Source organism: Acinetobacter sp. HZNU-JH01, from assembly GCF_037996845.1.
GTDB classification, from domain to species: domain Bacteria; phylum Pseudomonadota; class Gammaproteobacteria; order Pseudomonadales; family Moraxellaceae; genus Acinetobacter; species Acinetobacter haemolyticus.
The window spans coordinates 1,381,548-1,398,536 of the sequence record NZ_JBBMZX010000001.1; the positions used below are offsets into that span (position 1 = coordinate 1,381,548).

Genomic DNA, 16,989 nt, shown 5'->3' on the forward strand with positions numbered 1-16,989 from the left:
GTTTTACGCAGATCCATCGACCACCTAAGCTCAACAAGCTCAAATGTCTATGCCGTTTTAGCATACATAAAAAATGCAACGATTTCGTTGCATTTTGATAAAACGGCAAAGTCAAGTTACTCTATTTTTGCAGTAACGCATCATGAATGGCTTCAACCAATTGTTGTGATATTTCTTGCTTAGACGCTTTCTCTAACTCACGTTTCTCTAGATGATAGGATTGTGCAAAGAATACGGTCATCGCATTTTCATCAGAAGCAAAACCAATATCAGGACGAGAAACATCGTTACATGCAATCATATCGAGCTTTTTAGCAACCAACTTCCCTGCTGCATATTCTTCCACATTCCGTGTTTCAGCAGCAAAGCCCACCATAAATGGACGCTGTTGTTGCTGTGCAATGGTCGCAACAATATCAGGATTTTTCACCAACGATACTGCCAGCTCATCACCCGCTTTTTTGATTTTATGCTCAGCTACTTCAGCCACACGATAATCCGCAACTGCCGCAGTCGCAATAAAGATATCGCAGCCTTCTTCAAGCTGATTCATACTGGCATCTAACATTTGCATTGCAGATTTTACGTTAATTCGCTCTACACCATTTGGGGTATCTAAACTGACTGGCCCCGCCACCAACGTTACTTTTGCGCCTGCAGCATAGCATGCGGCTGCCAAAGCAAAGCCCATTTTACCCGTACTATGATTTGAAATATAACGTACAGGATCAATCGCTTCACGCGTTGGCCCCGCAGTAATGGTGACACGTTTTCCTGCCAGTAAACCAAACTTTTCCGCAATCGCACGTTGTGCTTTATGGAAGTAAGCAGCGACTTGTCTTGCCAAGTCCTCTGGTTCAGGCATACGCCCTAAACCTACATCACCGCAAGCTTGCTCACCTGCATCAGGCATAATGACATGCACGCTATCTTCAACCAAAGTTTGCAAATTACGCTGAGTCGCTTTTGCCGCCCACATCTGCTGGTTCATTGCTGGTGCCACCCAAACAGGTGCTTTAGTTGCTAAATATAATGTGCTGAGCAAATCATCAGCTAAACCATTTGCAAATTTTGCGATCGTGTCACAACTTGCAGGTGCGACTAACACTAAATCTGCCCAACGCGCCAATTCAATATGCCCCATACCTGCTTCAGCTTCTGGATCAAGTAGCTCCGTATGTACAGGATTACCCGAAAGTGCCTGAAAGGTTAATGGCGTAATAAAAGCTTGTGCGCCATGTGTCATGACCACACGGACATCAAAACCAAAGTCTTTTAAACGACGTACCAAAATGGCACTTTTATAGGCAGCAATGCCGCCAGTAACCGCCAATATAATGTTTTTATGAGGAATAACACTAAGATCGAAGCTCACAAACAGGATACCTTGCTGTTGCAGTGGCGCTCACAATAGCATTAAATACGATCAGACCCAAGTGATGGGTTTTTAAAAAGTCATAAACACAATAAAATCAAAGTGAATTTAATAATGAATCAATCTATTAAGCAGTCTATCAAAGCATGGCCTGAACAAGAACGACCAAGAGAACGTTTATTACTTCAAGGGGCTCAAAGTTTATCCGATGCAGAACTTCTTGCGATTTTTTTACGTTCAGGTTCTAAACAACATTCCGCAGTTGAACTAGCGCGCATCCTCATTCAACACTTTGGTGGGCTTAATCCTATTTTTGATGCTTCACTTGAAGATTTATCCCAATTCAATGGCATCGCCTCCACTAAATATGCACAGCTCATGGCAGTAAAAGAACTTGGACGGCGCTATTTAAACAATCATTTTCAACAACAACGACTTTGTCTGGATACCTCTAGTCTGGTACTCGACTATTTACGCTATGAATTGATGGGTGAAAAACAAGAAGTCTTTGCGGTACTGTGTTTAGATGCTGAGTTAAGGAAGTTACATTTCAAGAAATTGTTTTTTGGTTCGCATCATTCGTGTAGTGTTTCATTGAATCAAACGTTGCGTTATGTATTACAACAACAAGCCTGCCAAATCGTGGTTGCGCATAATCATCCCTATGGAATTGCTCATCCTTCAACTGAAGATCTTTACCTTACACAACAGCTCAAACAAGCGTGTAAATTACTTGAAATCCATCTGATCGATCACTTTATTATTTCGCCTGAAAGCTATTTTTCTTTTTCTGAGCAACAACTACTCAACCCTAATAAAATCAAGCAATCTGATCTTGACAAAGAGTAAAGCAAACGAGAATATCAACTGATAAAATTAATGATCCAAATAACATGATTGTTCGTGACCAGCCCAGTATTTTTAAAGTTTTATTTTCGTGGCGTGGGACGATTTTACCTAAAATTTTACCCTCACTTGGCTTTGTTATGCTGGTCTCAGCCATCATCGGTGGTATTGAGTATGTCAATTTATACCGCTTTCCTGAAATTCCGTTAGTTGGCTTCACTCTAATCGGCGTCGTACTCTCGATTTTCCTTGGTTTCAAGAATAGTGCTTGTTATGAACGTTGGTGGGAAGCGCGTAAACTATGGGGTGTATTAATTGCCACAGCTCGGCATTTTGATCGTGATTGTCGTGTTCTAACCCAAGCTCGTCGTGAACGTGTAATCCAAAATGTGATTGTGTTTGCCAACGTTTTACGTGACCGTTTACGTCATCAAACTGCCAATCCTACAGAGCTGACTGAAACAAGTGGTTTAAGTCCGCAAGCGCTGACTCAACTCTATCAACAACAAAATGCGCCACAGTACACACTTAGCTTAATCCAATGGGAGCTTTTACAAGCACTCAAAGAAGGCGAAATCACAGATATTATTTATACTCAAATGAATCAACATGTAGCAGCATTAAGCGAAATGCAGACAGGCTGTGACCGTATTGCGAACACCCCGATTCCATTTGCGTATTCTGTTTTGCTGAATCGGACGGTGTATTTTTTCTGTGTCATGTTACCGTTTAGCTTAGGCTCGTTATTAGGCTTAGTCACGCCTCTTTTAGTGGGAATCTTGGCTTATACTTTTCTCGGTTTGGATGCATTAAGTACAGAAATCGAGGAACCTTTCGGTACACAAAGCAATGACTTACCATTAGATGCAATGGTACGTAACATTGAAATCGAGCTACTCGGTACTCTAGGTCGCCCGACCCCACCGCCAATTCAGGCGCATGATCATAATTTATTATGATGTTGGATATTTAAATTGCTCCCAAACCCCTCGTTGCCCTTCTTTAACTCGAGGTGTTTGTCCTAATTTAATCCAAGGCATATTTTCGCCATGAAAATCACTGCCAATCGATACAGCTAAATCACATTGCTGAATCATTCGATCCACCATTTGTCGAGTCGAAGCTGGTTCTATACTTGGCGGCAACTCAACGGCATCACCACCGCTTGCAGCAAATAACTCAATCAGATAGCGAATATTGGTCGCAGAAAGATCATAACGTGTTGGGTGTGCTAACACGGCAAAGCCCTGACTGGCATGAATCACATCGATGGTTTCTTTTAATCCAACGCCATCAAACTTAACAAATGCTTTTTTGCCTTCTTTGAGAAAGCGATCAAATGCTTGTTGAGGGCGGCTCACGATATTCTTTTCGACCAAGGTTTTGGCAATATGTGTTCGTGTCACGCGATCCGCATGTCCATCAACTTTGGCAATCACCTCAGGATAAATATCAAAACCAATACATTTTTCCAATAAATCACAAATGACTTTTGCACGTTCGGCACGCACTTTCTTCTGCTGTTCCAGCAGTTCCCTGATTGGGGTTTCATCCTGCATATTCAAAGCGACAATATGCACCCCATAACTCTTTTTGGTATTTGGTCTAGACCATTGGCTTGATACCTCTACACCTGAAATCAGCCGAATATCATGATCTTGAGCATGCTCATCAAGATAACGCTGCGCCCGCGTTAAACCATCCATTGTGTCATGGTCAGTCACCGCTAAAGTATGAATTTTTAAATCCACAGCGGCTTGTACCAATTGCTCAGGAGAGTAGGTTCCATCTGAAATGAGCGTGTGTGTATGTAAATCGACACCGAACATGGTTTGTATTATGCTATCTGACCTATTTCATCACTGTACTGTAACATGAAAGCGTTGCTCGACTATCTCCCTCTGATTATCTTCTTCTATTTTTATAAAACCACTGACCCTAAAGATAGTCAGCATCCATTGTTGGAATTGGTTGGCAGTACTGGCAATACCGATCAAAATCACATTCTTGTCGCAACCTGTGCCTTACTTATTTCCACATTGGTGGTGTATGGCTGCTTATTTTTATTCCAAAAATTTAAATTGGAAAAAATGCAGTGGTTTATTGTGGTCATGTCCGTCATTTTTGGTGGTATTACCTTAGCATTCAGTGATGTAACCTATATCAAATTAAAAGCGGTCATTATCAATGTCGGAATTGGTCTCGGGTTTTTGATTACCCCATTATTCAACAAAGAACGTATGCCGATTATCCAGAAAATGCTTGGCTCAGTATTGGAGCTCAGTAAAAAAGGCTGGATGAATCTTAACTGGGCATGGTGTGGTCAATTCTTCTTACTCGCAAGTTTGCATTATTTCTTCGGCTTTTTATTTTTAGATGGAAAATACTGGGGCGAATTCACTGCTTTTGGCGATATTATCGTTTCTCTCACTTACCTTGCTGTTATACTATTTTGCTTAAGAAAGTATTTTAAAACCACCACCTAATTTCCGTTATTGAGCCAATGCTATGCCCTATTTCGTACTCAGCTGTACTGATCGTGAAGGTACTTTAGAAAAACGTTTAGCAACACGCCCACAACATATAGAACGCCTACAAAAACTAGATGATGAAGGACGTTTGATTGCTGCTGGTGCTCACCCAATCGACCCAAATAATCCACAGGCTGGTTTTCTGGGCAGCACGATTATTGTTGAATTTGATAGCCGTGAAGCATTGGATGTGTGGATTGAAGAAGAACCATTTTTAAAAGAAGGAATTTACGCAAGTATTGACGTAAAACCTTTTAATAAAGCTTTTCCAAAAGGGTAAATCATGCGTATTGCACTACCAAGCTTATTCGCTCTAGGTTTACTCTTTAATACTACAATTTGGGCTGTAGAAACTACACCAGCAGTTACAACCGCTGCTACCACACAAAGTACTGCGAAACCACTCACAGCAGAACAAATTGCCAAAGCAAAACAACAGCAAGAAGCAAAAGTAAAAGCACTGGTTCAAGATCAAGCCAATCGCTTAAAGCAACTTGAACACGCCAATCTTGAAGCCCTTGCACAAAATCAGGAATTGCAGTTAAAAAATGATAATTTAACAGTGCAAGTCCAAGTACTACAAAGTGAACGTAGTGCTCAGATGTTCCTGTATGGTGCTATGACGATCGCGGTAGGTGTCATTCTCGGCTTCTTTGTTGCTAGCTATGTTTACACTAAACGTCGCCGTCAATGGTAAACACAATACTGTAATTTATGTCTCACTCATCAAAAATACAAACCGCTGAATTGGATTGGGAAATGGTCGATGGTATTGATCTTCCCATTTCTAAACAGTTTGGTGATGTCTACTTTTCCAAAGATAATGGTTTACTTGAAACTCGCCATGTATTTTTAAATGGCAATGATTTAAGTGAGCGCCTATCACAACTCAACGATTATCAATATTTCTGTGTGGGTGAAACGGGTTTTGGCACAGGTTTAAACATTTTGACCCTATGGCAACTCTGGCAACAGATTCGTCCAAATAACCACAGCCATTTACATGTCATTAGTGTAGAAAAATTTCCGCTTCGCCGAACTGATTTGATCCGAGCGCTGAATGCTTGGCCTGAGTTAGCGCCTCTAGCACAAAAGCTCATTGCACAATATCCTCTGCCTATTGCAGGATGTCATCGTCTTAGTTTTCCAGAGGAAAGATTTAGCATCGATTTGTGGTTAGGTGATGCACAAGATATTTTTCCAAATATCCCTAAAACACAAACCGTACATGCGTGGTTTCTCGATGGTTTTGCACCCTCTTGTAATCCAGACATGTGGCAAGAAAATGTGCTGAATAATATTGTACGTTTATCTGATTTTGGAACGACCTTTGCGTCCTTTAGTGTGGCTGGTGTACTCAAACGAGGACTGAAACAACATGGTATTCAAATCAGTCGCCCACGTGGTTTTGGTCATAAAAGAGAAATGCTCAAAGCGATTTGGCTCAATCAAGCATCCTCGGAAACGCATTCGATCGATTCAATAAAAACAGTCATTCGTGCTCAAAATGAGCAAATACCCCAGTTCACCAAACAACAAAAAATCGCAATTATCGGCGCAGGAATTGCGGGTTTAAGCACAGCATGGGCATTTGCCCAGCGTGGTCATCAAATCACGATCTACGAGCAAAATGAGCCACTCTCAGGCGCATCTGGCAATCCTCTTGCCTTACTCAACCCCAAATTATGTCCAATCGAACAGGCACATGAACATTTGATGACCTTAAGCTGGCAGCATGCATTGAATTTTTATGCACGTTTCAAAGCTTTTCGAGCCATTCAAGTTGAGCAAATGGCCTTAAAGAATCCAGATGAACTGTTGCAGCTAGCCGAACAATATCCAGACCAAGTATTAACGACTCATACATCGGATGAAATTAGGCCTCAAACAGAATTTCCGAGTTTGACGTTACAACAAGCAGGGGCCGTGGCACCACATCAGCTCCGTGACGAAATCTTACAACATCCCAACATTGCTGTGAAAAAAGCCAAAGTTTCACGCTTAAATAGCATAGGAACACAAACTGAGCTATGGCAAGATCAACACCACCTTGCCACTGCCGATCACGTCATTGTTTGTTGCGCAAAACAAAGCGCAGCATTGTTTGACCATTATCCTGTTTTAAAACCGATTCGTGGGCAAGTGAGCTGGGTTAAAAATACCAATCAAGCATTATCTCTTGAACAAGCCTATAGCTATGGTGGCTATTGCATGCAATTGGATTCATCACAATTGATCTTAGGTGCATCCTTTTATCCGAATCGTGATGACACTGAAGTTTTGCTTGAAGATCATGTGCATAACTACCAACTTATCCACAGTATCTTTCCAACATATGCAGAGCAACTTTCCGCTACAGATACTTGGCAAGGTCGAGCATCAGTTCGTGCACAAACTTTGGATTACTTTCCGTTGGTAGGCAAGATACAAAACAACCGACCTATTTATACGTTTGCGGGTTTAGGTTCTAAAGGTTTCTTATTTGCGCCATTATGCAGTGAAATCTTGGTGGCATTGGTATTAGGTGAACTTTGCCCTGTACCGCAAAGCCTATTGAGTAAACTCGATCCTCAACGCTTTCAAAAGAAAGCTAAAGTAAAAAAACCGTATTATTCAGGTTAAATTATTATTCATATATAACGATGACTTAAATCTGTTTTTTAAATTTGCCAAAATACATAATGTATCTTGGCAAATTTTAGGGTTCTTTTAAGCACCTTGCTCCAAAGGCAAGCCGGCATCACGTGCTGCACGTGTTCCGCCCATGAGAACCACATATTCACGAGAACTATCAATCCCGTCTAACAACTCTGCCGCACGTGGTGCTTTACTACCACCACCACATAGAATATAAATCGGCTGATCCGCTGCAACTTGAGTCAAACTATCCGCATTTAACTCAGCAATTGGACGATTCATCGCCCCTTTAACATGAGCCTCTGCATACGCTTTGGTATCTCGGACATCCCAAATGACAGCGCCTTCTGGGAACTCAAATGTTGTAATTTCTTGTTTACGGATCATTGTGCACTCCTTTGATGTAAACAACACTTGGCAAATGAAGAAAACCCCCTTAGCATCTCAGATATTCTTTCCCTTTGTAAAGGTCTAACCATGCCTTCTTTTGATATTGTTTCTGAATTAGAGTTATTTGAAGTCAATCATGCTGTGCAAAACACACAAAAAGAGATTGGCACTCGTTTTGACTTTCGTGGACAAGACGTTTCGATTGAGCTAAATGAGAAAAATAAAGAAATTAAAATCTCAACTGAAAGTGACTTCCAATGTGAGCAAGTTTATACCATGCTTGAAAATCACTTCTACAAGCGTAAAGTAGATGTACAAGCTTTAGATCCTCAAAAAGCAACGGCTTCGGGCAAACATGTTGTTCAAGTGATCAAGCTTAAGGATGGACTTGACTCAGATACTGCAAAAAAAATTAATAAAGCCATTAAAGAAAGTGGCATCAAAGCGCAATCTTCTATCCAAGGAGACAAAATCCGTGTCACGGACAAAAAGCGCGATACTTTACAGCAGGTGATGAACTTTTTACGTGAACAACAATTTGGTCTACCACTGCAATTTAATAATTTCAAAGACTAAGCAATAGGTTCGCTATGGCAAAAGATAACCGCCTTTATACGCTGGTTAAAACCACTTCTAAATTTCCGAAAAGCATCCGTAGCACACTATGGAGTAAAGCCTTTGGTCGTGTTGTTCCAATGGTTGGAACTGCAAATATTCGCTATTTAGAAGTGGATAAAGACCATGTCACAGTTCGTATCGAAAACCAACGTAATATGCAAAATCATATTAAAGGCGTTCATGCAGCGGCAATGGCATTATTGGCTGAAACAGCAACAGGTTTTTTAACAGGTTTACATGTGCCAGATAATCGTATTTTATTGATTAAATCTCTACATGTAGATTATTTAAAAGTTGCTCAAGGTGGTTTAGTGGCAACAGCAACATTATCAGCAGATCAACAAAAGTTTATTGCTGAAAATGAAAAAGGCGAGTTATTGATTCCCGTTACAGTGATTGATGATTCAGGTAATGAGCCAATCCAATGTCAAATGCTTTGGGCTTGGTTACCAAAACGCAAAAAATAACCTCTAATCGTTAAAAATAAAGCCCAAATCAATTGGGCTTTATTCTTCAGTATACGCTAGATAAACGTCTCAATAATCACAATCAGTTGTCTGAGATATTCAGCATCAACTTCATCAAATTGATTCAGTTTTTCACTATCAATATCCAAGACTCCGACACACTCACCATTTTTCATAATCGGCAACACAATCTCAGATCTTGAAGCGGAGCTACAAGCAATATGACCAGGAAATTGTTCTACATCAGGCACAATCATTACTTGCTGCTGTTCCCACGCAGTGCCACACACGCCACGGCCTTTGGCTATACGAGTACATGCAATCGGCCCTTGAAATGGTCCCAATACTAATTCATTTTGTTTAACAAGATAAAAGCCAATCCACAGCCAACCAAATTGTTGTTTTAACGCTGCACAAATATTCGCAAGATTGGCGATCACATCAGACTCACCCTCAACAATTGCCTGAATCTGCGGAATAATACTTTGATATTGCTCGGCCTTATGACCTTGCTGTAAAACGAGTTCTTCAGCCATTCTCTTTATTCCAAATAAAATAATATTTTTAGCGCATTCCTAATCACAAAACCTTAGCTTTATCGACTGGCTGCAAAAGCCTGTTTAATCTCTTCTGCAATCACACGCTTATTACCATTTATGTCAACTGCCACAAAAGTAAACACGCCTTCCGTAATACGAACAGGTTCACGAGAGTCATCATGGCTATTCCACACTTCAATTTGGACTTGTACTGAGGTGTTCCCCACTTTCAAAATTTTGGTATAACAACTAATAACATTCCCCACCTTCACGGGAACAAGAAAACTCATCTGATTAATTGCAATGGTTGCACAACGCCCTTTACTAAACCGCTCAACGTGAATGGCACCGGCTAAATCCATCTGTGAAACAATCCAACCACCAAACACATCCCCGCTCCAGTTGGTATCTGCTGGCATTGCAATTGTCTGTAACGATAAAATTCCTTCTGGTTGGTTTAGGCGTTCCGTCATGTTAATGTCCTTGATGTTGCTGTAATTGTTGATCTAACCATTGTTGTAACTCTGGCGTCCGTAAAGCACCACTAACTCTTGCCAACTCTGTTGTTTTATTCATTAAAACAAGGGTTGGAATACTACGAACATTAAACGCCGCACTCAAACGTGGATTGGCTTCAGTATCAATTTTTGCAAAAATGACATAAGGATTTTGCTTAGCAACCTGAGCAAAATGCGGTGCCATCATTTTACAAGGACCACACCATTCAGCCCATAGATCAATCAAAACAGGGAGATCATTATTGCTAATAAAATGACTAAAATTTTGTTCGTTTAACTCGATGGGCGTTAAAGGTAATAAAGCTTGATGACATTGACCACAATTTGGATGAACAGCTAGCTTTTCTTCAGGAACACGATTTTTTGCACCACAGGATGCACAGACAATAATCATCACATCACTCCAATATGTTGATGTAAAAATTCTAATTGGGTTGTGACCGCTTTTTCAAACCAAGAACCATGATAAATATCAAAATGCTTCATTTCCCACTCATGATAGCTCACAAAAGGGGCGATATTGGTTGCGGCTTCACGACTAGATGCGATGGGAATCAAACTATCTTGTTTTGCAGCAATGAATAAAACAGGAATGTTTATCTTGCGTACATACTGAATAGGACGATAACGCATTAAATTAAAAAAAACACGAGCAGGAACTTCCCCACTCCAATAATAATCAGGATTCACAATGGAATGATAGCCATAATAACTATCAGAGGTTGGTAGAAAACATAATTTATATTGGTCCACAACTGGTAATGTCTTTGGCGCCAACCCCATTTTTGATCCCATATAATCTTGGCTAGAACGCTTTAAGGCTTCAGGATAACGCTGGAGTGGATAAAGTTTAGCTGTTTCAGCACCATCAACATAAGGCACTTGTACCATGACAGCTTGAATATTTTTTAGATCCGTGGCCAAACTCAGGGCATATCCACCACTTAAAGAAGTTCCCCAAAGAATGATTCGTCTGTTATCAATCAACTTACAATTTGATGCAAACTGCACAATTGTCTTCCAGTCATCAAGCTGAGTCGTTAAAGACACCAACTCTCTAGGCTTGCCCGTACTCCCCCCCCAATAGCGATAATCAAATAAAATGACCGCATATCCGGCTTTCGCAAACCGCTGAGCATATTGAACTAATTTAAATTGACGTAATCCAGCAAACCCATGAGCCATGATAATAACTGCTGGCTTAATGTTAGATTTGGGAAGATAAAAATCTGCTGCGATTGTTTCATCACCACTCGGAACATACAACGGCTCAACGGTATAGGTGTGCATGCGCGCTCCATTTCATTATCTTTTTACTGAACATCACTTATTTGTTATAGACATTTAAACTCAAGATCAAGCTTAATGCTATGATAGAGCATAAAATGTTTTGTTTGTTTTTGGAGTGACAAGATGTCAGAGAATGTAGGTTTTGCAGGTCAAATTGGCCCAGAACACGTAGAACAAGTTGTTGAAAAAGGCTTTAAATCTATTATTAACAACCGTCCTGATATGGAAGGTGGCCCTGAACAACCAACTAGTGCTCAGATCGAAGAGTCAGCGCGTAATGCAGGATTAGATTATGTTTATCAACCTGTCGTTGCTGGTCAGATTACTGAACTTGATGTTCGTGCATTCGCAAATCATTATAATGAACTCCCAAAACCAATCTTAATGTTCTGCCGCACTGGAAATCGCTCTAACAATTTATATCAACTCGCCAAACAAATGGATTTGTTGGATGATTAAATAATTTTTATAAAAGTAATAATCACATCACATTTTAGATTTGTTTTGGCTATTAATTTAGTTAAATCAAAAAATTGTAATAAATTTAAGTGGTTTAAATAGTGCTGAGATTTCATCTCAGGTGATTTAATCAGCACTATTTTTAATGTATGCTAGCATGGTTAATTTAGAGCGATTAAATTCAAGTTATTATTTGCGAGTCACTAGAATTAGATAAACAATGGTATCTAAACTTCAAATATCTTCAATATTTTAGTGATTATGAACACCAAAATGGACTTAGTTTGAGACAGAATTAAAATATCGGTTATCTATTACTGTCGCAAATAATTATGAAATATTAATAACTCTACATTTCACATAATTTACTTGGGGAAGACTATGAAGTTTATCAAGGGGACTCTTGCCATTGCTTTAACCAGCGTAATTACCGCTTGTGGTGGTGGTGGAAGTAAAGGCTACTATAATCAAGGTAATAGTGGAGGTAATAATACTGCACAACCACCCATTACCTCTCCAGAGTTAGAAGCTGCTGCTACAACACTAGCTTCTTTAAAAAAAGAAGGGAAATTTTTATTTGGTAACTACGATGCTAGCGATAGCAGCATATCAAAAGGCTATATAGACCATGCATTAGATACCTTTGCTCAAGGCCCATTACAACTCACCGTTGATGTGAAGAAATTATTTGATCAAGATAAATCTCATTTCTCTTATTATGAAACGTGTTTTGGCGGTGAAGGTAATCGAATTTATGAAAATACGCCTTGCTATGCTCTAGAAGGTGAAGAGAATATTAAAACTGCACTTAATATAATCACACCAAACAAGTATAATGATTGGGATTTTAAAATCACGAAAGAACAACTCAATTCACTTAAAATTACACCAGAGCAAATTAAAAAATTTACAGGTGAAACATTCATTTTGATTTTTGATAATCAAAATGCAGATAAGGCTTGGAATGACATATGGATCGCAGGTGTATTTGGTTATCCTTATCAGCAATCTTGGGGCTTGACACAATCTAACCAATTACGTGTTGTCTCCATGAATGGTGAAGGTCAATATAATGTCACTGTTACCCACCCAGATGAAGAAAGTAAAACTTATGGTGCATTAAGCATTTATAAAGATCCAAAAAGTTTAGATGGAGATTTATTCGTTTTACAAAATAATTCCAGTTTCGATGTCCTTATTAATGATAATCCAAGTACACCAGATTTAGAGCCTGTATCTTTTGTTGTAAACTCTACACCCGGAGATGCAACTGCTCTTGCAACATATCGTATTAAGCCTTCAGGCGATAAAATATTGAATATCCCAAGTGTTTCAGCGATTTCGGGCTCTCGTATTACGAATGAAACACCTTCAAACGACACACAAAGTTTCACAGGTAGTATATATTTAGAGGGTCCTGATATCTTTACATTTAAGAAATCATTAAATGGAACCATGCTAAAATTTAAACATATTTTTAATAATATTACTTTTGAAGGTAGCTCTATTAACCATAATGGTACTGTAACTACAACATTAACTAAACCCAATAACCTTCAATATTAAATTCATAAAATTGTAGTTATAAGGCCCATCAATTGGGCCTTTTCACGTCACGCTTTATCTTTTCTCCAATAGTTATACCGTAATTTTCCCCAATTTATTTTTCTCGTTGCCATAAAAAACACCCCTAACCGTTAGGTTAGGGGTGTTAGTATTTAAAAGCTGGCGATGACTTACTCTCACATGGCAAGTGCCACACTACCATCAGCGCGAAGAGGTTTCACTTCTGAGTTCGGGAAGGGATCAGGTGGTTCACTCTTGCTATTGTCGCCAGCAAACTGTTTTGGCTTTGGGTGGTCTTACTTTTGAACTTATTAAGTTCATGCCACTTAGTACCGAAAGAGTTATTAACGGATTAGTTAATCGAGTCGTATTGTAACTAGTTTTGACACTAAATCAAGTTATGTATTGAATTTATCTTGAATACAACAACTGTTTGGGTGTTGTATAGTCAAGCCTCACGAGCAATTAGTATTGGTCAGCTTCACACGTCACCGTGCTTCCACACCCAACCTATCAACGTCCTAGTCTCGAACGGCTCTTTAGAGGAATAAATTCCTAGGGAAATCTTATCTTGAGGTAGGCTTCCCGCTTAGATGCTTTCAGCGGTTATCCCTTCCGAACATAGCTACCCGGCGATGCGACTGGCGTCACAACCGGTACACCAGAGGTTCGTCCACTCTGGTCCTCTCGTACTAGGAGCAGATCCTCTCAAATTTCCAGCGCCCACGGTAGATAGGGACCGAACTGTCTCACGACGTTCTAAACCCAGCTCGCGTACCTCTTTAAATGGCGAACAGCCATACCCTTGGGACCTGCTTCAGCCCCAGGATGAGATGAGCCGACATCGAGGTGCCAAACACCGCCGTCGATATGAACTCTTGGGCGGTATCAGCCTGTTATCCCCAGAGTACCTTTTATCCGTTGAGCGATGGCCCTTCCATACAGAACCACCGGATCACTAAGACCTACTTTCGTACCTGCTCGACTTGTGGGTCTCGCAGTTAAGCGCGCTTTTGCCTTTATACTCTACGCGTGATTTCCGACCACGCTGAGCGCACCTTCGTACTCCTCCGTTACTCTTTAGGAGGAGACCGCCCCAGTCAAACTACCCACCAGACATGGTCCTCGTCCCGGATAACGGGACAGAGTTAGAACCTCAACATTACCAGGGTGGTATTTCAAGGACGGCTCCATTGGAACTAGCGTTCCAACTTCAAAGCCTCCCACCTATCCTACACAAGTAAGGTCAAAGTTCAATGTCAAGCTGCAGTAAAGGTTCACGGGGTCTTTCCGTCTAGCCGCGGGTACACTGCATCTTCACAGCGATTTCGATTTCACTGAGCCTCTGCTGGAGACAGCGCCGCCATCATTATGCCATTCGTGCAGGTCGGAACTTACCCGACAAGGAATTTCGCTACCTTAGGACCGTTATAGTTACGGCCGCCGTTTACTGGGGCTTCGATCAAGAGCTTCGCTTACGCTAACCCCATCAATTAACCTTCCAGCACCGGGCAGGCATCACACCCTATACGTCCACTTTCGTGTTTGCAGAGTGCTATGTTTTTAATAAACAGTTGCAGCGGCCTGGTTTCTGTGGCTGCCAATAGCTCAGGGAGCAAGTCCCATCACCGTCAGCAGCGTACCTTCTCCCGAAGTTACGGTACCATTTTGCCTAGTTCCTTCAGCAGAGTTCTCTCAAGCGCTTTGGTCTACTCGACCTGACCACCTGTGTCGGTTTCGGGTACGATTCCTGTGTAACTGAAGCTTAGAGACTTTTCCTGGAAGCATGGTATCAGCCACTTCACTGTACAAGTACAGCTTGCTATCAACTCTCAGCATAGAGCACCCCGGATTTGCCTAAGATGCATGCCTACTGTCTTCCACCTGGACAACCAACGCCAGGCTGACTTAACCTTCTCCGTCCTCTCATCGCATTACACAGAAGTATTGGAATATTAACCAATTTCCCATCGACTACGCCTCTCGGCCTCGCCTTAGGGGTCGACTCACCCAGCCCCGATTAACGTTGGACTGGAACCCTTGGTCTTTCAGCGAACGGGTTTTTCACCCGTTTTGTCGTTACTCACGTCAGCATTCGCACTTCTGATACCTCCAGCATACTTCTCAATACACCTTCATCGGCTTACAGAACGCTCCCCTACCACTTGACTTAAAGTCAAATCCGCAGCTTCGGCACATAGTTTTAGCCCCGTTACATCTTCCGCGCAGGCCGACTCGACTAGTGAGCTATTACGCTTTCTTTAAAGGGTGGCTGCTTCTAAGCCAACCTCCTAGCTGTCTATGCCTTCCCACATCGTTTCCCACTTAACTATGATTTTGGGGCCTTAGCTGGCGGTCTGGATTGTTTTCCTCTTGACTACGGACGTTAGCACCCGCAGTCTGTCTCCCGGATAGTACTCATTGGTATTCGGAGTTTGCATCGGTTTGGTAAGTCGGGATGACCCCCTAGCCGAAACAGTGCTCTACCCCCAATGGTATTCGTCCGAGGCGCTACCTAAATAGCTTTCGGGGAGAACCAGCTATCACCAGGCTTGATTAGCCTTTCACCCCTATCCACAAGTCATCCCCTGGCTTTTCAACGACAGTGGGTTCGGTCCTCCAGTTAGTGTTACCCAACCTTCAACCTGCTCATGGATAGATCGCCTGGTTTCGGGTCTACACCCAGCAACTAAACGCCCTATTAAGACTCGATTTCTCTACGGCTCCCCTATTCGGTTAACCTTGCTACTGAATGTAAGTCGCTGACCCATTATACAAAAGGTACGCAGTCACACCACGAAGGTGCTCCCACTGCTTGTATGCATGCGGTTTCAGGATCTATTTCACTCCCCTCACAGGGGTTCTTTTCGCCTTTCCCTCACGGTACTGGTTCACTATCGGTCAGTCAGGAGTATTTAGCCTTGGAGGATGGTCCCCCCATATTCAGACAAGGTTTCACGTGCCTCGCCCTACTCGTCATCATTGTGTGTGCCCTTTCGTGTACGGGAATATCACCCTCTACGTTCGCACTTCCCAGAGCGTTCCACTAGAACACACATAACTTAATGGGCTGCTCCCCGTTCGCTCGCCGCTACTAAGGGAATCTCAATTGATTTCTTTTCCTAAGGGTACTGAGATGTTTCACTTCCCCTCGTTCGCTTCAATAACCTATGTATTCAGTTATTGATACCCGCCTTGTAGCGGGTGGGTTCCCCCATTCAGACATCTCCGGATCAAAGGATATTTGCCGCCTCCCCGGAGCTTTTCGCAGGCTATCACGTCTTTCATCGCCTCTGACTGCCAAGGCATCCACCACATGCACTTAATTACTTGACTATACAACCCCAAACAGTCGTTAATACCTACAAGTAGTATTACCAACATTACAGTTTAGAGCACTGTGCACTTAAGCACCGTACAGCTTCAATCTAAATTCATATACCAAAACGCTTGATTCAGTGTTTTTGCTAGTTCTCAATTTCATTCTTTCGAATGAATTGAGTGAACAATTTATTTCAGACTCAATTCTACTAATCTGTTAATGATTAACTACAGCCTCGTCAGCTTGCAGTAAACTGTGATAAATCACAGAAGTTAATAAGCGTTTAACTTACTAAGTTCTGTAATCTTTAGCCCGTACTCCGTAAAGTACGTGGTGGAGACTAGGAGAGTCGAACTCCTGACCTCCTGCGTGCAAAGCAGGCGCTCTACCAACTAAGCTAAGTCCCCAGCTTTAATCATAATGAACGACAT

Annotated in this window: 17 protein-coding genes, 1 tRNA gene and 2 rRNA genes; 10 read left to right on the forward strand and 10 right to left on the reverse strand. The window is 41.5% G+C overall.

The window, feature by feature from the left end; genetic code table 11:
- Nucleotides 1-121 precede the first annotated feature (121 nt).
- Nucleotides 122-1,375, reverse strand: coding sequence for a bifunctional phosphopantothenoylcysteine decarboxylase/phosphopantothenate--cysteine ligase CoaBC (gene coaBC, locus AAC851_RS06590; RefSeq protein ID WP_005092210.1), 1,254 nt, complete (start codon nucleotides 1,373-1,375; stop codon nucleotides 122-124).
- A 114-nt stretch (nucleotides 1,376-1,489) separates the two neighbouring features.
- Here coaBC and radC point away from each other — a divergent pair, with 114 nt between their 5' ends.
- Together radC and AAC851_RS06600 are read left to right on the forward strand one after the other, a co-directional pair.
- Complete coding sequence (radC, locus tag AAC851_RS06595; protein ID WP_075316220.1) at nucleotides 1,490-2,224, forward strand: RadC family protein; 735 nt, start codon at nucleotides 1,490-1,492, stop codon at nucleotides 2,222-2,224.
- 44 nt (nucleotides 2,225-2,268) lie between these two features.
- The gene (locus AAC851_RS06600; RefSeq protein WP_075316221.1) at nucleotides 2,269-3,180 is read left to right on the forward strand and encodes a bestrophin family protein; all 912 of its coding nucleotides are present in this window, start codon (nucleotides 2,269-2,271) and stop codon (nucleotides 3,178-3,180) included.
- Here AAC851_RS06600 and AAC851_RS06605 read toward each other — a convergent pair.
- Entirely contained in the window at nucleotides 3,175-4,050 is an 876-nt protein-coding gene (locus tag AAC851_RS06605) for a PHP domain-containing protein (RefSeq protein ID WP_100833229.1), read from the reverse strand. The two genes, AAC851_RS06600 and AAC851_RS06605, sit on opposite strands and share 6 nt — an antisense overlap.
- 45 nt (nucleotides 4,051-4,095) lie before the next feature.
- Here AAC851_RS06605 and AAC851_RS06610 point away from each other — a divergent pair, with 45 nt between their 5' ends.
- Genes AAC851_RS06610 through mnmC form a run of 4 tightly spaced genes read left to right on the forward strand, consistent with a single transcriptional unit; the run spans nucleotide 4,096 to nucleotide 7,374 of the window.
- On the forward strand, nucleotides 4,096-4,707 hold the full coding sequence (locus tag AAC851_RS06610) for an inner membrane-spanning protein YciB (protein ID WP_100833228.1): 612 nt from the start codon (nucleotides 4,096-4,098) through the stop codon (nucleotides 4,705-4,707).
- 22 nt (nucleotides 4,708-4,729) lie between these two features.
- The gene (locus AAC851_RS06615) at nucleotides 4,730-5,032 is read left to right on the forward strand and encodes a YciI family protein (protein ID WP_004637863.1); all 303 of its coding nucleotides are present in this window, start codon (nucleotides 4,730-4,732) and stop codon (nucleotides 5,030-5,032) included.
- A 3-nt stretch (nucleotides 5,033-5,035) separates the two neighbouring features.
- Nucleotides 5,036-5,449 carry a hypothetical protein gene (locus tag AAC851_RS06620; protein ID WP_100833227.1) on the forward strand — a complete coding sequence of 138 codons (414 nt, stop codon included), beginning with the start codon at nucleotides 5,036-5,038 and terminating at the stop codon, nucleotides 5,447-5,449.
- A 17-nt stretch (nucleotides 5,450-5,466) separates the two neighbouring features.
- Nucleotides 5,467-7,374 carry an FAD-dependent 5-carboxymethylaminomethyl-2-thiouridine(34) oxidoreductase MnmC gene (gene mnmC, locus AAC851_RS06625; protein ID WP_340600662.1) on the forward strand — a complete coding sequence of 636 codons (1,908 nt, stop codon included), beginning with the start codon at nucleotides 5,467-5,469 and terminating at the stop codon, nucleotides 7,372-7,374.
- Between the two features lie 87 nt (nucleotides 7,375-7,461).
- Here mnmC and AAC851_RS06630 read toward each other — a convergent pair whose 3' ends face one another.
- Nucleotides 7,462-7,776, reverse strand: coding sequence for a rhodanese-like domain-containing protein (locus tag AAC851_RS06630; protein ID WP_004637860.1), 315 nt, complete (start codon nucleotides 7,774-7,776; stop codon nucleotides 7,462-7,464).
- 90 nt (nucleotides 7,777-7,866) lie between these two features.
- Here AAC851_RS06630 and AAC851_RS06635 point away from each other — a divergent pair, with 90 nt between their 5' ends.
- The gene (locus AAC851_RS06635; protein WP_004637859.1) at nucleotides 7,867-8,355 is read left to right on the forward strand and encodes a YajQ family cyclic di-GMP-binding protein; all 489 of its coding nucleotides are present in this window, start codon (nucleotides 7,867-7,869) and stop codon (nucleotides 8,353-8,355) included.
- Nucleotides 8,356-8,369: 14 nt separating this feature from the next.
- Entirely contained in the window at nucleotides 8,370-8,864 is a 495-nt protein-coding gene (locus AAC851_RS06640; protein WP_125502055.1) for a DUF4442 domain-containing protein, read from the forward strand.
- A gap of 56 nt (nucleotides 8,865-8,920) precedes the next feature.
- Here AAC851_RS06640 and AAC851_RS06645 read toward each other — a convergent pair whose 3' ends face one another.
- The 4 genes from AAC851_RS06645 to AAC851_RS06660 are packed head-to-tail and all read right to left on the reverse strand — an operon-like array spanning nucleotide 8,921 to nucleotide 11,211.
- On the reverse strand, nucleotides 8,921-9,400 hold the full coding sequence (locus AAC851_RS06645; RefSeq protein WP_340600663.1) for a GAF domain-containing protein: 480 nt from the start codon (nucleotides 9,398-9,400) through the stop codon (nucleotides 8,921-8,923).
- Nucleotides 9,401-9,459: 59 nt separating this feature from the next.
- The gene (locus tag AAC851_RS06650; RefSeq protein ID WP_340600664.1) at nucleotides 9,460-9,876 is read right to left on the reverse strand and encodes an acyl-CoA thioesterase; all 417 of its coding nucleotides are present in this window, start codon (nucleotides 9,874-9,876) and stop codon (nucleotides 9,460-9,462) included.
- Nucleotide 9,877: 1 nt separating this feature from the next.
- Nucleotides 9,878-10,315, reverse strand: a complete 438-nt coding sequence (gene trxC, locus AAC851_RS06655; protein ID WP_161984771.1) for a thioredoxin TrxC — start codon at nucleotides 10,313-10,315, stop codon at nucleotides 9,878-9,880.
- Nucleotides 10,315-11,211 carry an alpha/beta hydrolase gene (locus AAC851_RS06660; protein ID WP_340600665.1) on the reverse strand — a complete coding sequence of 299 codons (897 nt, stop codon included), beginning with the start codon at nucleotides 11,209-11,211 and terminating at the stop codon, nucleotides 10,315-10,317. Before AAC851_RS06660 ends, trxC begins: the two co-directional genes overlap by 1 nt.
- A 123-nt stretch (nucleotides 11,212-11,334) precedes the next feature.
- Here AAC851_RS06660 and AAC851_RS06665 point away from each other — a divergent pair, with 123 nt between their 5' ends.
- Both AAC851_RS06665 and AAC851_RS06670 read left to right on the forward strand, forming a co-directional pair.
- Nucleotides 11,335-11,670 (forward strand): TIGR01244 family sulfur transferase, encoded by a 336-nt coding sequence (locus tag AAC851_RS06665; protein WP_004637851.1) that lies wholly within the window; start codon nucleotides 11,335-11,337, stop codon nucleotides 11,668-11,670.
- Nucleotides 11,671-12,051: 381 nt separating this feature from the next.
- Nucleotides 12,052-13,236 carry a hypothetical protein gene (locus AAC851_RS06670; protein ID WP_340600666.1) on the forward strand — a complete coding sequence of 395 codons (1,185 nt, stop codon included), beginning with the start codon at nucleotides 12,052-12,054 and terminating at the stop codon, nucleotides 13,234-13,236.
- Nucleotides 13,237-13,393: 157 nt separating this feature from the next.
- Here the strand turns inward: AAC851_RS06670 and rrf are convergent.
- The 3 genes from rrf to AAC851_RS06685 all read right to left on the reverse strand — a co-directional run bounded on the left by rrf (nucleotide 13,394) and on the right by AAC851_RS06685 (nucleotide 16,965).
- Nucleotides 13,394-13,508 (reverse strand): 5S ribosomal RNA (gene rrf / locus AAC851_RS06675).
- Nucleotides 13,509-13,680: 172 nt separating this feature from the next.
- Nucleotides 13,681-16,572, reverse strand: a 23S ribosomal RNA gene (locus AAC851_RS06680).
- 317 nt (nucleotides 16,573-16,889) lie between these two features.
- Nucleotides 16,890-16,965, reverse strand: a tRNA-Ala gene (locus AAC851_RS06685).
- Between the last annotated feature and the right edge of the window lie 24 nt (nucleotides 16,966-16,989).

Coding starts and splice junctions, on each gene's coding strand:
- radC (WP_075316220.1), top strand. CDS start 1,490: ATGAATCAATCTATTAAGCAGTCTATCAAAGCATGGCCTGAACAAGAA.
- AAC851_RS06600 (WP_075316221.1), top strand. CDS start 2,269: ATGATTGTTCGTGACCAGCCCAGTATTTTTAAAGTTTTATTTTCGTGG.
- AAC851_RS06605 (WP_100833229.1), bottom strand. CDS start 4,050: ATGTTCGGTGTCGATTTACATACACACACGCTCATTTCAGATGGAACC.
- AAC851_RS06610 (WP_100833228.1), top strand. CDS start 4,096: ATGAAAGCGTTGCTCGACTATCTCCCTCTGATTATCTTCTTCTATTTT.
- AAC851_RS06615 (WP_004637863.1), top strand. CDS start 4,730: ATGCCCTATTTCGTACTCAGCTGTACTGATCGTGAAGGTACTTTAGAA.
- AAC851_RS06620 (WP_100833227.1), top strand. CDS start 5,036: ATGCGTATTGCACTACCAAGCTTATTCGCTCTAGGTTTACTCTTTAAT.
- mnmC (WP_340600662.1), top strand. CDS start 5,467: ATGTCTCACTCATCAAAAATACAAACCGCTGAATTGGATTGGGAAATG.
- AAC851_RS06630 (WP_004637860.1), bottom strand. CDS start 7,776: ATGATCCGTAAACAAGAAATTACAACATTTGAGTTCCCAGAAGGCGCT.
- AAC851_RS06635 (WP_004637859.1), top strand. CDS start 7,867: ATGCCTTCTTTTGATATTGTTTCTGAATTAGAGTTATTTGAAGTCAAT.
- AAC851_RS06640 (WP_125502055.1), top strand. CDS start 8,370: ATGGCAAAAGATAACCGCCTTTATACGCTGGTTAAAACCACTTCTAAA.
- AAC851_RS06645 (WP_340600663.1), bottom strand. CDS start 9,400: ATGGCTGAAGAACTCGTTTTACAGCAAGGTCATAAGGCCGAGCAATAT.
- AAC851_RS06650 (WP_340600664.1), bottom strand. CDS start 9,876: ATGACGGAACGCCTAAACCAACCAGAAGGAATTTTATCGTTACAGACA.
- trxC (WP_161984771.1), bottom strand. CDS start 10,315: ATGATTATTGTCTGTGCATCCTGTGGTGCAAAAAATCGTGTTCCTGAA.
- AAC851_RS06660 (WP_340600665.1), bottom strand. CDS start 11,211: ATGCACACCTATACCGTTGAGCCGTTGTATGTTCCGAGTGGTGATGAA.
- AAC851_RS06665 (WP_004637851.1), top strand. CDS start 11,335: ATGTCAGAGAATGTAGGTTTTGCAGGTCAAATTGGCCCAGAACACGTA.
- AAC851_RS06670 (WP_340600666.1), top strand. CDS start 12,052: ATGAAGTTTATCAAGGGGACTCTTGCCATTGCTTTAACCAGCGTAATT.